Source organism: uncultured Ramlibacter sp. (assembly GCF_936925435.1).
Taxonomy (GTDB): Bacteria; Pseudomonadota; Gammaproteobacteria; order Burkholderiales; family Burkholderiaceae_C; genus Ramlibacter.
Map to the genome: position 1 here is coordinate 388,287 of NZ_CAKZHQ010000002.1, position 12,646 is coordinate 400,932.

Here is a 12,646-nt window from a genome sequence, read left to right on the forward strand (position 1 = left end):
CAAGGAGGCTCCATGCATTTCGGCTTTGATCACTGTGACATTGAACCCGCCCATGGGTGTCAAAAATGCTTGGAGACCGTTTCACTGGACGGGTTGGACCTTGAACTCATTCCGGAGACACGGCGAACGCCCGAGCTTTGCAGCATCGCCATGCGAGGCAATCCCCACGCCTTCCAGTCGGTTACCGACAATCTGAAGACGGACGAACTTTGCCTGATCGCGGTCACGCATGACGGCAGATGCATCTCTTCCGTTCCCGACGACAAGATCACGCTAGATTTGTGCATCCTGGCGGTACGCAGGACCGGATTCGCCCTGTACCACATTCCCGATCATTTCCGGAATGCTGAAGTCTGCGCAATTGCGGTTGCTGCGGCCGGCATGGCACTCGCGTACGTTCCGGAACATCTTCGTCTCCGCGAAATCTGCGAAGCTGCTGTTCGGCAGGATGGCGGGGCGCTTGAGTATGTCCCGCTGGAACTTCGGTCGGTGGCCATGTGCCGCATCGCCTGCAAGAACAGCTATGAAGCAGATCGGCACGTACCAATTTGCTGTCCAAGTTGCAACGCAGCCTGGCTTCCAGCCAATCTGAAGCCAATTTGGAAACGGCCGAACTGACGCTCTACCAAGGCTGTCCGAACTTCTGCTCCCTCCGTACAGTATGTAGAGTCCCCCTCGGGCTTACACCTCGTCCAGTCGGTGCATGCACTCTGCCTTTGAACGCAGAATTGCCTTACTGGTTGGACGCACGCAATGCCCCCTTGTGGTGAAGCTGCGCCAGGCCCCGCTCGGGTACATCAGTTGGCCAACTCGCCGACCTGGAAACCGCCTTCGGCCAGCGCCTGCAGGAAATCGTCTTGCTGCTTCGTGTCCAGGTACAGCCCAGGCTTGCCTATGTAGAACAGCTTGGTCGGGCACTCCAGCGCGAGTTTGAAACGCGACTTGATGAGATAGCGGGGATGTACGGATCTCGTCATGGGGCGTAGTGCGCCCACATTTCGCCAACACGCTCGGCCGTTTTCGCCCGGACGTCAGCCGGCTCCACAACCTCGATCCAGTGTCCCATGCTGAGCAGGAAAGGCACGAGCAGAAGGGTATTGGGAACGGTCGCCGTCACCACCCACCAAGGCTCTGCGCCTTTGGGGGCCAATTCCTTCTGGTCAGCCGAAAGCGGGCGCTCCTTGAAGTGGTAAATCGTCTCCGGTGCCACCCGCAGCTTGAGCACAACCGGATCAGCCTTTGGATCGAGCGGATGGCTGAACTGATGGGAGTCGAGGATGTATTTTTTCAGTTCGAACTCAGGCCTCAGCTGCGCCTGCTGGAAATGCACTTCCGCTGCAGACACGCGGTGCAAGGGGAGAGGCCGCGGCGAATCCGTGAGCCCCCTGACGGCGACCAGGTAAATCGTCCCGTCTTTGGCCACGAGTCCGAGTGGGCTCACCAGTTCGCCGGCGACCTTGCCTTGAGATGACTTGTAGGTGAGCTTGAGCTTCCTGTTTTTTCCGATGGCGTCAATCGCAGCCCGAAGCACTTCGGTCTCGAACCGGGCCGGTAGCCTGCCGATGCCGTCCGGTGCAATTTGCAGTCGCTCCCGGATGCGTTGCGCCTCGGGCGACGCGGCCACGATCTGCTCGGCCATGTCCGCCAGTTTGCCCGCATTGGATTTGGAACCAGCCCTGAGCGCGCGCCCGAAGACATCCCGGCTCAGCTGGAGGTCCAGTGCGGCCTCCTCCGTCATGAACCAGTTGGCCACTTGCGAGGTAAGAAGGTAGTAGGCGCGCTCCCGCCCTCGCTTCTCCGTTCCAAGCAGGGCAGGCCCCTCGCCGTCCTTGGCCCGAAGCTGCTCCATGTAGCGCTGGATGGACCGGATATCGACAGGCGCGCCTCCGTTGCGGGTCCAGCGTTGGCTAATTTCGGCGGTAGTGAGCGCACCCTCTGGGCGGGTTGGCAACATTCGCAGCAGATGCACCCCGGTCTTCAACTTCATATGGTTTTCCTGGAATCTCAGAAGCCGCGCCAGCTTAGCCAAGTAGGCGCCAATTTATGTCAGCAGGAGTCAATCTACGAATGGAATTAGTTTCAAACGACAGAATTCGTCCGTTGCTTTTTACCGACCGTTCGTGGAAGCCAGCCTCAACGGAACCGCCGGCGGCCATGACCTGTTTCGGGTGCTGAAGCCTTCAGAGATCGGTGCAGATTTGCGAAGAGGTCGCGCCGCCCCTTCCATCGCCGCCGACCATGGGAGTAGGCGGCGCTTGGCCCTGCTTCAGCCGCAGCGCAGGCGGATGCCCGCGTACTCGCCGACGGCCTTGCCGCCGGTGTTGTCGGTGTCGCTCATCACCGCGATGCCGGTGACCGGGCCCGGCTCGGCACCGTAGGCGCGCCGGTAGTCGGCCGCCAGGTTGCGCTGCACCGACTGCCAGGCGCCCAGGCCAGCCGCACCCGAGGCCACCGCCAGCATCTTGACCTGGCTGGTGTGGGCCGAAGGGATGACCGTGTCCACCGGCACGCCGTCGGTCCAGACGTACATCAGCACCGCATACGGCAGGTCCTTGTCGGTGAACTTCTTGACCCGCTCGAAGCGCTTGCGCTCGGCCGGCGCCAGCTTGCTGAAGTCGCCGTCGAAGAACACCATGACGCGCAGCGGCGCGTCCTCGCGCGAGCGGTCGCGGTTGTCGGCGCCGGCCACCAGGGCATCGGTCTTCCATTCCCAGCTCAGGCTCATGGGCGTGCGCAGCGCCGGCTCGATGACAGCGGCGTACAGCGATGCCGAGCGGTCGGCACTGGCGCGCAACACGCTGCGCTTGCCTTCCGTCACCTGGGTGTAGACCGTGTCGCGCTTGAGCTTGGACATGGGCACGTGGGCCCAGCCGGCCTCCTTGCGCTCGAAGCCCAGGTTTTTGGCCTCACAGGGCACGCCGGTGTTCGGGGCGGCGATCGCAGCACCCACACAACCCAGGGACAAGCTGAACAACAACGCGCTGGGAAGAAAGTGCATGCGGCCTCGAACAAAGGGTCTTGCGGACAGTATGACAGGGGCCCCGCGGCTCGGGGGCGGGGGAAGTCCCTGCTACGCAGCAAACGCGGCCAGCGCCGGCCCGGCCAGGCGGTAACGCACCCACTCGTCCATGGGCCAGGCGCCGATGGAGCGGTAGAACTGCAAGGCGGGCTCGTTCCAGTCGAGCACGCTCCACTCGAAGCGCCCGCAACCCTGGGCCACCGCGATGCGCGCCAGCTGCTGCAGCAAGGCCTTGCCGGCGCCGACCCCACGGTGCGCGGGTGTCAGGTACAGGTCTTCCAGATAGAGGCCCTTCCTGCCCTGCCAGGTGGAGTAGTTGAAGAAGTAGACGGCGAAGCCGGCGGCCACGCCGTCGACGCTGCAGACCAGGGCACGGGCCGGACTGTCGGCGCCGAACAGCGACGCGCGGATGTCGGCCTCGCTGGCCACCACCTCGTCTTCCGCCTTTTCATAGGCAGCCAGTTCCTTGATGAAGCGCAGGATGAGCGCGGCGTCGTCCGCTTGCGCGGGGCGGATGTCGATGGTGGCCATGGAAACAGGCGCCCTACACCGTGTAGAGCATGCCGTTGCCGATCGCGCCGATCAGCGCGGCCTGGTTCTCGGGCGACTCGGAAAAACCCATCAACACGTTGGCGCGGGCCATGCCGCCAGCCAGGTTGCCGACGTGGTAGGCCAGACCGCCCTCGTCGGGCGCGCGGTGCAGCACATTCTGGTACAGCTGGGTGACGAACTGCGTGTTGTTGAGCGCACCATAGGTCTGCTGGAATTCCGGGCTGGCGATGAAGTTGGCCGCCACCTGGCTCAGCGACAGGCCGTTGTCCAGCGCCTGCATCTGGTAGCCCAGGCCGCTGTGGTCCGGCGTGCGGTTGAAGGCGGCCTGGTAAAGCCGGTAGGCCATGCCGCCGTTGCCAGCGGTGTCGATGGCCAGCTTCGCATCCGAGAACGCCAGCCGCTCGACATTGGCCAGACTGTCCGTGCCTTCCGCCGTGCTGGAGATGGTCCAGCCGTTGTCGCCGCGCGTCACGGTGTAGTCGGCGCGCTTGCCGCTGTAGACCGCGGTGTCGACGCCGGCGCCACCGTCCAGCGTGTCGTTGCCGCCGGCGCCGGTCAGGCTGTCGTTGTAGCGGCCACCGGTGAGCGCGTCAGCCGCCGCGCCGCCCACCAGGTTCAGCGGCGTGGTCCCGCCGGAGTAGGCCGGAAGAATGGTCTCGAAAGCCACCGGCAGCGTCTGCACCGACACGCTCGCGCCTTCACGGGAGACGTGCGCAATGCCGCCGCCACCGGCCCAGGTCACATACTGGGTGGTGTAGTCGAACAGCCAGTGCCCGTTGGCGCCGCCGATCTCGGCGACCGTGGCGGCCGCAAAAGTGCCGTCGGCCTGGTGGATGTAGGCCACCGGCAGCGTGGCCGGCGCGGCGGTGATGCCGCGCGCATCCAGCGTGAAGTCGAGCCGGCCATCGCCGTTGACATCGGCCAGGTTCAGGAACTGCACCCAGTACTGCGACTCGGGCACGGCCTGGCTGGGCGTGCCGCCGTTGCGCAGTGCCGGCGAGGGCAGCCAGGTGGTGGTCTCGTCAGCAAACGTGCGGTTGCCCTTGTTGACAAGCACCTGCAACTCCCAGCCGCCCAGGCTGCCCGCGCCCTGGTAGGCCACCAGCAGGTCTTGCAGGCCGTCGAAGTTGACGTCCAGCGCCTGGATGTCATAGACGCTCTGCTCGCGGCCGAAGAAGGCCGGCGGCGGCAGCTCGGTGGCCGGCGCCTGGGCAAAGCTGCCGTTGGTGTTCCACAGGATCTGCATGCTGACCGGCCGCGCGCTGGTGGAAAAGCCCGCGCCCGCCACCAGTTCGGCGCGGCCATCGCCGTCCAGGTCGACCAGCAGTTCGGACGTCATGCGCCGGATGTCGGCATTGAGCGCGCCGCCCGGCCCCGTCGGCAACAGTCCCTCGGCCCGGCTGAAGCCACCGGCGCCGTTGTTCAGCAGGATGTAGGGGTCGACCGGATTGGGCCGCGGGATGTTGCCCACGACGATGTCGATCGCGCCATCGCCGTTGACGTCGGCGGCCGAGGCGCCGTGCGAGAAGTCCGAGATTTGAGGCAGGCTGGAACTTGCGTCGCGCCAGCTGCCGTTGCCGTTGGACAGGAACAGCTTGTTCTGCGCGCCCGGGAAGGGCATGGTGTCGTAGCCATGGTCGGCGACGAAGACGTCCTTGAAGCCGTCGCCATTGAAATCCGCGAACACCACCTCACGCGGATGCACCGTGGTCAGCGACGCGAAGGGCAGGACCGCCTGGCTGGCCACGCTGAAGTTGCCATCACCGGTTCCCAACAACAGCAGCGAGGGTTGGGCCACCGGCGCGCCCCGGTAGGGGTAGCTGGCGCCCAGCACCAGCAGGTCGCTGTTGCCGTCGTTGTTCAGGTCCACGCTATAGGTCTGGCCCAGGTCCAGGGGGTTGTAGGGCGTGGGGGAAAGTGCCGTCTTGAACTGGCCGGCGGTGAAATTCACTGGCATGGCGGGACTGGGTTACGCTGTTGGGATACGGGTAATTTACCGGAAACGAAAGCAGCACCATGACCAAAGAACTGGCTCGCCAGAGCGACCAAAAAAAGATGGAGCTGTGCGAGCCTTGCACCGGCATCCAGCGCAACTGGCGCCGCGCGCCCGGCCATGCCGAGCTGCTCCAGGCCGGCCACCGCAAGGAAGAGCGCGCCAAGGGCTCGGTCACCGTCACCAGCTACCGCTGCGAGCGCTGCGGCACGCGATGGGAATACGAGAACGACAAGGCCAACCTGCATGCGGGCTGGTCGGTCGTGGGCGGCTGACCGGCGTCCTCCGCCTTTTCAGGCGAGGCGAAAGCAGCGCCCCAGCAGAGCGCACAGCTCCTGCACCTCGCCCTCCTCCAGCCCCGTTAGCTCCAGCCCGACCTGCCCTTGGGCCGCGCGGTGCGGCGCGACAGCGACAACGGGATCACCGCTGCGCAGCCGCTGCACCAGCAAGGCGGCGTCCAAGCCGGTGACAGCAGGATCGATGGCCAGCCACACACGCTCGAAACCGTTGCCCTGCGGGTCGGCCTCGCGGCTGGTGCGCACCCCCGGCCATTGCGCGGCGGCGGCTGCCAGCGCATCGACCTTGCGCTGTTGTTCCGCCAGCCATGCCTGGCGGTCCATGGTGCCGCGCAGATCCAGCGCGGCAATCACGCCGGCCATGGCTTCCTTGCTGGGCTTCATGGCGCGGCCGATGCCGGCGTGCTGGGCGTCGACAGCGTCCACCAGGGCGCGCCGGCCCAGCACGATGGCCGCGGTGGGGGCGCGCAGGTACTTCTGGGCCGACAGCAGCACCAGGTCGGCGCCGCTGGCCAGGAGGTCGGTGATGCGGCCGTCCTGCGCTGCGCCATCGAGCACCAGAGGCACGCCGGCGGCCCTGGCCATGGCAGCGAGCTCGCGCGTGACCGCGCTGCCCGAGCCCGGCGCCAGGTGCGACTCCACCGCCAGCACGCAGGCCACATCCGACCCGGCCAGTGCGGCCTGCAGTGCCTGCGCAGAGGGGCAGAGCACGGGCCAGGCACCGGCCAGGCGGATGGCCTGCGTCAAGGCCTGGCCATAGTTCACCGCATGCGCGGCCAGCAGCAGCACGCGGTTTTTCAGGCCCTCGCTGTCGGGCAATTGGGCCATGCGCCGCGGCTCGCTGCCGGCCATGCAGGCGGCCACAGCCAAGGTGATGGCGGCGGCCGTGCAATGGGTGATGCAGCCGGCCTGCGCCCCGCTCCACTGGGCGATGCGCCGGCCCGCCAGGGCCTGCAGTTCGGCCATCACCACATGGCGCTGCAGCATCTGCGCCACCGCCTGGGCCACGGCGGCGTCGGAACGCGAGACACCATAGGGCGTGGCCGTGCCCCAGGCGTTGAGGACGCGGCGCAGGCCGGCAGTGGTGTCGGGCATGGACAAATTTTGCCAGCCCGCGCGCTTCAGGCGACGCGCAGCACCGGCTGGGTACGGCCGGTCTGCGCGTCAATGCGCGCCGTCGGCAGCTGGTAGGCACGGTCGTCGAACAGGTCCACGCCGCACATCAGGGTCTCGACCCAGTCATAGAAGTCAGTGATGGCGCGCCGGCCCTCGATCGGCGCGCCGTGCTGCGGCACCAGCATCCGCACCTCGAGCTGGCGTGCCATGCGCACCCACAGCCGCAGGATCTTGTTGGACACCATGTAGCGGCGGTGAAAGCCCTCCATCTTCGGGATGTGGCCGGCCAGCTGCGTCACCGGAATACGCGCCTCGGCCCCGCCCATGAGCGAGACGCCCAGGTCGCCGGTGAACAGGATCTTGCTCACCGGGTCGTAGAAATGGAAGTTGCCCTCGGAATGCAGGAAGTGCGCCGGCAGCAGCCACAGCTCGCTCTTGCCCAGCGGCAGGCGGCCGCCGGCGTCGGGCACGCCGATCACCCGGTCATCGGTCTTGCCCACCTTGGTGAAATGGGGCACGAAACGCTCCCAGACCCGCGAGATCACCAGGCTGGCCTTGGTCGAGGTCAGCCAGCGGTCCAGCGAGGCGATGATGTCCGGGTCGGCGTGGGAAGCGAGCAGCCAGCGCAGCTCGCGCGCCGGGAACCAGCGGCTCAGGGCCAGGAACAGCTCGTTGAAGGCCAGGTTGCCGCCCGGGTCGATGAGTGCGCCGACACCGTTGTCCACCACCACGAACTGGTTGGCCTGCACCGCCTGGCCATCGTCGTCGATGAGGTCGGTGAACATCAGGCAGCTGTGGTGCTCGTTGCGAAACAGTTCGATCGGCGTCAAGGCGCTCTCCGTGCAATGTGGGAGCGCGGACTCTAGGGCGTCAACGCCCCCCGCGCTTTGACACGGGTCAAGGTTCGCTCATGTGAAGGCTTTTGCGCGGCCCGGCAAAATATTTCAGGCTGGCCGGCGCAGGCACCCGCTACGATGCGCAGCTGCCAAGGAGACCTGCCCGTGCCCATCATCACCAACATCGAGGACCTGCGCGTCCTGGCCAAAAAGCGCGTGCCGCGCATGTTCTACGACTACGCCGACTCCGGTTCCTGGACCGAGAGCACCTACCGCGCCAACGAGGCAGACTTCGCAAAGATCAAGCTGCGCCAGCGCGTCGCCGTCAACATGGAGAACCGCACGACGCGCACGGAAATGATCGGCCAGAAGGTCGCCATGCCGGTGGCGATCGCGCCCACCGGCCTGACGGGCATGCAGCATGCCGACGGCGAGATCCTGGCGGCGCGCGCCGCCAAGGCCTTCGGCATTCCCTTCACCTTGTCCACCATGAGCATCTGCTCGATCGAGGACATCGCCCAGGGCACGGACAAGCACCCCTTCTGGTTCCAGCTCTACGTGATGAAGGACAAGGGCTTCATCGAGCGCCTGATCGACCGGGCCAAGGCGGCCAATTGCTCGGCCCTGGTGCTGACGCTGGACCTGCAGATCCTGGGCCAGCGCCACAAGGACATCATCAATGGCCTGTCGGCGCCGCCCAAGCTGACGATTCCCAACATCCTGAACCTGATGACCAAGCCGCGCTGGTGCCTGGGCATGCTGGGCACGCCGCGGCGCAACTTCGGCAACATCTTCGGCCACGTGGACGGCATCGAGAACATGGGCTCGCTGTCGGAATGGACGGCCAAGCAGTTCGATCCGGCCCTGTCCTGGGCCGACGTGGAATGGATCAAGAAGCGCTGGGGCGGCAAGCTGATCCTCAAGGGCATCCAGGACGTGGAAGACGCGCGCATCGCCGCCGACTCGGGCGCCGACGCCCTGATCGTCTCCAACCACGGCGGCCGCCAGCTCGATGGCGCGCCCTCCTCGATCTCGGCCCTGCCGGCCATCGTCGAAGCCGTGGGCCACCGCCTGGAGGTGCACATGGACGGCGGCATCCGCTCGGGCCAGGACGTGCTCAAGGCCTGGGCCCTGGGCGCGCGCGGCACCTACATCGGCCGCTCCATGCTCTATGGCCTGGGCGCCATGGGCCAGGAGGGCGTGGCCAAGGCCCTGCAGATCATCCACAAGGAGCTGGACCTGACCATGGCGTTCTGCGGCCACACCGACATCAACAAGGTGGACAAGGGCATCCTGCTACCGGGGACCTATTGAGCGTTTGAGCGCCGACGGGCCGCCCCTAGGCGCGAAGGCCCCCTCGGGGGGCAGCGAGCTACACGCAGTGAGCGAGCGTGGGGGCCATTACCTGCCGCCTGCCGGGCGCGCCGGAAGGGTCTGCAGGAACGCGTACAGGGCCTGGGCGTCCAGGTCGTTCATCTTCGAGATCGACTCGAAGGGCATGACCTTGATGGCCGTGCCGTCGGGCCGCTTGCCGCTGCGCAGCATGGCCAGGAAGGCGGCCGCGTCCTTGTACTGCGGCATGGCGCTGCCGGCGCCGGGCGTGAGGTTGGCGGCGGCCGGCCAGTCGGGCGGGCCGCCCGGGATCTTGCCGCCCGACAGCTTCTCGCCATGGCAGCCGATGCAGGCGCTGGCCACGTAGGCGCCGTGCTGGGCGTTGACGGCGGCCAGCACCGGCTGGGCCGGCGGCAGCTTGTGGTCGATCTTCTCGGAGGCATCCTGGATGGCGCCAAAGCCGTAGAGGGCGCGCACCGGTAGCGGCAGCTCCAGCACGGTGGCGCCGCCTTGCAGCGGCGGCAGGCTGCGCACATAGGCCACCAGGGCCGCCAGGTCGACGTCGGTGAGGCGGTTGTAGTCCTCGCTGGGCATGATCATGGCGGCGCGGCCATCGGGCTTGACGCCGTGGCGGATGGTGCGCACCCAGTCTTCCGGCTTATAGGCAGCGGTGACGCCGCCTGCGGTGATGTTGGGGCCGCGCACATGCATGCTGCCGTCATTGATGAAGTCCCGGCCGCCGCCGTTGACGCCATGGCAGTCGGTGCAGCCGCGCGACAGGAACAGGTACTTGCCCCGTTCCAGCGCCTGGGCGTCATTGACGTATGCCAGGGGCTGCACCGCCACGCTGACATGGCGCGCCATCTTGCGCTCGCCAGCCACCTTGCCGGTCACGGCCAGGCCGGCGGCCAGCAGCACCAGCACGGCCACGCCGGTGGCCGTCCATTTGATCCATCGCTTCATTGTTGTTCCTCGCTCCAGGAGGCTGCAATTCTAGGAAGGCCCAGCCAGCTTGTCAGTGAACCAGATCACGCAAAATCGGGCTGTGACCAAGACCCGCCGCATCGCCCACCTGGACATGGACGCCTTCTTCGCGTCGGTGGAGCTGCTGCGCTACCCCCAGCTCAAGGGCCTGGCGGTGGTGATCGGCGGCGGCCGGCGCAAGGTCGACGAGATCATCCGCGCGCAGTACGCGGACCTGCCCCTGAGCGAGATCCCGGCCTCGGCCTTCCCCCTGCTCAAGGACTACGTGGGCCGCGGCGTCATCACCACCGCCACCTATGCGGCGCGCCAGTTCGGCGTCGGTTCGGCCATGGGCATGATGAAGGCCGCCAGGCTGGCGCCCAACGCCCTGGTGCTGCCGGTGGACTTCGAGGAGGTGCGCAAGTACTCGCGCTGGTTCAAGTCCATCATCCGCGAGATCGCGCCACAGGTGGAGGACCGCGGCGTCGACGAGGTCTACATCGACTTCACCGAGGTGCCGGGCGGCCAGCGCGAGGGCGGCCGCGTGCTGGCCCGGCTGATCCAGAAGTCCATCCACGAGCAGACCGGCCTGACCTGTTCGCTGGGCGTGGCGCCCAACAAACTCATTGCCAAGATGGCCAGCGAGTTCAACAAGCCCAATGGCATCTCCGTCGTTCACGAGAAGGACGTGCAGGACAGGATCTGGCCGCTGCCGGTGCGCAAGATCAACGGCATCGGCCCCAAGGCGGAGATCAAGCTGCACAAGCTGCATCTGATGACCATCGGCGACATCGCCGCGCAGGAGCGCGACTGGCTGGTCGACAACTTCGGCAAGGCCTACGGCGCCTGGATGCACGACGCTGCCTGGGGCCGCGACGAGCGGCCGGTGGTGACCGAGAGCGAGCCCGTGTCCATGAGCCGTGAGACCACCTTCGAGCGCGACCTGCACGCGGCGCGCGACCGCGCCGAGCTGGGCGCCATCTTCACCGCCCTGTGCGAGCAGGTGGCGGCCGACCTTCAGCGCAAAGGCTATGTGGGCAAGACCATAGGCATCAAGCTGCGCTTCGACGACTTCCAGACCGCCACCCGCGACCTGACCATCGGCCACTTCACCGCCGACCCCAAGGCCATCCGACAGGCCGCGGGCCAGTGCCTCAAGCGTGTCGACCTGTCCCGGCGGCTGCGCCTGCTGGGTGTGCGCGTGGGCCGGCTGGTGAAGGCAGATTCCGAAGAGAATCTGGCTGTAAGCCCCGTCAACCTGACCTCATCCGCTATCAACTCAGTAGCAGAGCCAGGCCTGGAAGACGAGCGCACGCCGCAGCTGTTCTAAGCAGCCGGCTGGCTCATCCGCCCGGCCGCACGCCAAAGCCGCGCCACTCCTTCCTACCCATGTAGGCCCTTTTGGCCTACATGGCAGCGCACTGCCCTGGCCTACCTTGGTTGGCATCCAACATCCCAAGAAAGGGTGAACCCCATGAAAACACAATTCCGACACCACCTGCTCGCCCTGTCCCTGCTGGCCCCGGCCATGCTCGCCCTGCCGGCCTCCGCGCAGACCACGGTCACGCGCAACGTGGCGCGCGCGCCGGTCGTCAATGCCCTGCAACTGAACGCCGACACCGGCCTGGCCGCCGGCTCGCAGCTGCAGTTCACCGTGGAAGGCACGCCGCGCGGCAAGGCCAGCGTCGTGGTCGGCGGCTCCAACATCGTGGTGCCGCTGCGCGAGACTTCTGCGGGCGTCTACCGCGGCACGCACACCGTGCGCCGCGCCGACCGCATCGATGCCAATGGCCTGATGCAGGCCCGCATCACGGCAGGCCAGTACACGACCACTACCAAATACACCTACCCGGCCTCCTTCATTGCCTGGCAGAACAACGCCAGCAACCCGGTGCAACAGGCCGAGGCGCCGCGCATCAACCGCTTCGAGGCCAACGCCCGCGGCCCGCTGCAGGCCGGCACCGAAGTGCGCTTCGTGCTGCGCGGCGCGCCCGGCGGCGAGGCCAGCGTGAACATCCCCGGCGTGGCTCGCAACGTGGCACTGGAGGAGAGCGAAAGGCGGTCCGGCGTCTACCGCGGCAGCTACACCATCCGCAGTCAGGACAACGTCGCCAGCCTGAACTCGGCCGCCGCCACGCTGCGCGCCGCCAACCAGGTGGTGACGGCGAACCTGACCGAGCCACTGGCTGCATCGACCCAGTCCATGGGCGCGGCGCCGATGACGATTGCCGTGACCAGCCCCGGCAACAACGCCAGCATCGACGGCGGCCAGCTGGTGCTGCAGGGCCGCACCGCACCCAACGCCACGGTGAACGTCAAGGTCGACACCATCGCGCCCGTTGTCGGCAACCGCCTGAGCGTGGCCCAGCCCGGTGGCACACAGACCGTGCAGGCCGACGCCAACGGCAACTTCACCGTCAACCTGGCGCAGCGCGCGCTGCCGATTCCCGGCACCCGCCATGAGGTGACGCTGACGGCCAACCAGAACGGCCAGACCGCCGAGTCCAAGATCACGCTGCACCAGCGCAGCTGAGCCGAT

At 66.9% G+C, this 12,646-nt stretch carries 13 protein-coding genes; 5 read left to right on the forward strand and 8 right to left on the reverse strand.

Annotated features, from left to right (window positions below; translation table 11 throughout):
• Positions 1 to 12 precede the first annotated feature (12 nt).
• Complete coding sequence (locus tag Q0632_RS01980; protein WP_298923796.1) at positions 13 to 618, forward strand: DUF4116 domain-containing protein; 606 nt, start codon at positions 13 to 15, stop codon at positions 616 to 618.
• 179 nt (positions 619 to 797) lie between these two features.
• Here Q0632_RS01980 and Q0632_RS01985 read toward each other — a convergent pair whose 3' ends face one another.
• The 5 genes from Q0632_RS01985 to Q0632_RS02005 form a co-directional block, all read right to left on the reverse strand.
• The gene (locus Q0632_RS01985; protein WP_298923798.1) at positions 798 to 977 is read right to left on the reverse strand and encodes a hypothetical protein; all 180 of its coding nucleotides are present in this window, start codon (positions 975 to 977) and stop codon (positions 798 to 800) included.
• The gene (locus Q0632_RS01990; protein ID WP_298923800.1) at positions 974 to 1,987 is read right to left on the reverse strand and encodes a WYL domain-containing protein; all 1,014 of its coding nucleotides are present in this window, start codon (positions 1,985 to 1,987) and stop codon (positions 974 to 976) included. Before Q0632_RS01990 ends, Q0632_RS01985 begins: the two co-directional genes overlap by 4 nt.
• Before the next feature lie 279 nt (positions 1,988 to 2,266).
• Entirely contained in the window at positions 2,267 to 2,998 is a 732-nt protein-coding gene (locus Q0632_RS01995) for a DUF3047 domain-containing protein (protein WP_298923802.1), read from the reverse strand.
• A gap of 72 nt (positions 2,999 to 3,070) precedes the next feature.
• Entirely contained in the window at positions 3,071 to 3,550 is a 480-nt protein-coding gene (locus tag Q0632_RS02000; protein ID WP_298923804.1) for a GNAT family N-acetyltransferase, read from the reverse strand.
• Between the two features lie 13 nt (positions 3,551 to 3,563).
• Positions 3,564 to 5,528: an FG-GAP-like repeat-containing protein gene (locus Q0632_RS02005; RefSeq protein WP_298923807.1), complete on the reverse strand. Its 1,965-nt coding sequence runs from the start codon at positions 5,526 to 5,528 to the stop codon at positions 3,564 to 3,566.
• A gap of 59 nt (positions 5,529 to 5,587) precedes the next feature.
• Here Q0632_RS02005 and Q0632_RS02010 point away from each other — a divergent pair, with 59 nt between their 5' ends.
• Positions 5,588 to 5,839, forward strand: coding sequence for a hypothetical protein (locus Q0632_RS02010; RefSeq protein WP_298923809.1), 252 nt, complete (start codon positions 5,588 to 5,590; stop codon positions 5,837 to 5,839).
• An 18-nt stretch (positions 5,840 to 5,857) separates the two neighbouring features.
• On the opposite strand, the gene Q0632_RS02015 is transcribed toward Q0632_RS02010, so the two are convergent.
• A complete protein-coding gene (locus tag Q0632_RS02015) occupies positions 5,858 to 6,955 on the reverse strand; it encodes a beta-eliminating lyase-related protein (RefSeq protein ID WP_298923811.1) in 1,098 nt (365 codons plus the stop codon).
• 26 nt (positions 6,956 to 6,981) lie between these two features.
• Positions 6,982 to 7,761 (reverse strand): MBL fold metallo-hydrolase, encoded by a 780-nt coding sequence (locus Q0632_RS02020; protein ID WP_298923896.1) that lies wholly within the window; start codon positions 7,759 to 7,761, stop codon positions 6,982 to 6,984.
• A gap of 216 nt (positions 7,762 to 7,977) precedes the next feature.
• Here Q0632_RS02020 and Q0632_RS02025 point away from each other — a divergent pair, with 216 nt between their 5' ends.
• Positions 7,978 to 9,126 (forward strand): alpha-hydroxy acid oxidase, encoded by a 1,149-nt coding sequence (locus Q0632_RS02025; RefSeq protein ID WP_298923813.1) that lies wholly within the window; start codon positions 7,978 to 7,980, stop codon positions 9,124 to 9,126.
• 87 nt (positions 9,127 to 9,213) lie between these two features.
• Here the strand turns inward: Q0632_RS02025 and Q0632_RS02030 are convergent, their stop codons facing one another.
• Positions 9,214 to 10,107: a c-type cytochrome gene (locus tag Q0632_RS02030; protein ID WP_298923815.1), complete on the reverse strand. Its 894-nt coding sequence runs from the start codon at positions 10,105 to 10,107 to the stop codon at positions 9,214 to 9,216.
• Positions 10,108 to 10,222: 115 nt separating this feature from the next.
• Between Q0632_RS02030 and Q0632_RS02035 the strand changes: the two genes are divergently transcribed.
• Together Q0632_RS02035 and Q0632_RS02040 are read left to right on the forward strand one after the other, a co-directional pair.
• Positions 10,223 to 11,437, forward strand: coding sequence for a DNA polymerase IV (locus Q0632_RS02035; RefSeq protein WP_298923898.1), 1,215 nt, complete (start codon positions 10,223 to 10,225; stop codon positions 11,435 to 11,437).
• A 144-nt stretch (positions 11,438 to 11,581) separates the two neighbouring features.
• Positions 11,582 to 12,640, forward strand: coding sequence for a hypothetical protein (locus Q0632_RS02040; RefSeq protein WP_298923816.1), 1,059 nt, complete (start codon positions 11,582 to 11,584; stop codon positions 12,638 to 12,640).
• The last annotated feature ends 6 nt before the right edge of the window (positions 12,641 to 12,646 follow it).

What these genes read in the sequence shown, in the direction of transcription:
- Q0632_RS02010 (WP_298923809.1), top strand. Translation starts at nt 5,588, where the DNA reads ATGACCAAAGAACTGGCTCGCCAGAGCGACCAAAAAAAGATGGAGCTG.
- Q0632_RS02015 (WP_298923811.1), bottom strand. Translation starts at nt 6,955, where the DNA reads ATGCCCGACACCACTGCCGGCCTGCGCCGCGTCCTCAACGCCTGGGGC.
- Q0632_RS02000 (WP_298923804.1), bottom strand. Translation starts at nt 3,550, where the DNA reads ATGGCCACCATCGACATCCGCCCCGCGCAAGCGGACGACGCCGCGCTC.
- Q0632_RS01990 (WP_298923800.1), bottom strand. Translation starts at nt 1,987, where the DNA reads ATGAAGTTGAAGACCGGGGTGCATCTGCTGCGAATGTTGCCAACCCGC.
- Q0632_RS02035 (WP_298923898.1), top strand. Translation starts at nt 10,223, where the DNA reads ATGGACGCCTTCTTCGCGTCGGTGGAGCTGCTGCGCTACCCCCAGCTC.
- Q0632_RS02005 (WP_298923807.1), bottom strand. Translation starts at nt 5,528, where the DNA reads ATGCCAGTGAATTTCACCGCCGGCCAGTTCAAGACGGCACTTTCCCCC.
- Q0632_RS01985 (WP_298923798.1), bottom strand. Translation starts at nt 977, where the DNA reads ATGACGAGATCCGTACATCCCCGCTATCTCATCAAGTCGCGTTTCAAA.
- Q0632_RS02030 (WP_298923815.1), bottom strand. Translation starts at nt 10,107, where the DNA reads ATGAAGCGATGGATCAAATGGACGGCCACCGGCGTGGCCGTGCTGGTG.
- Q0632_RS01995 (WP_298923802.1), bottom strand. Translation starts at nt 2,998, where the DNA reads ATGCACTTTCTTCCCAGCGCGTTGTTGTTCAGCTTGTCCCTGGGTTGT.
- Q0632_RS02020 (WP_298923896.1), bottom strand. Translation starts at nt 7,761, where the DNA reads ATGTTCACCGACCTCATCGACGACGATGGCCAGGCGGTGCAGGCCAAC.
- Q0632_RS02040 (WP_298923816.1), top strand. Translation starts at nt 11,582, where the DNA reads ATGAAAACACAATTCCGACACCACCTGCTCGCCCTGTCCCTGCTGGCC.
- Q0632_RS01980 (WP_298923796.1), top strand. Translation starts at nt 13, where the DNA reads ATGCATTTCGGCTTTGATCACTGTGACATTGAACCCGCCCATGGGTGT.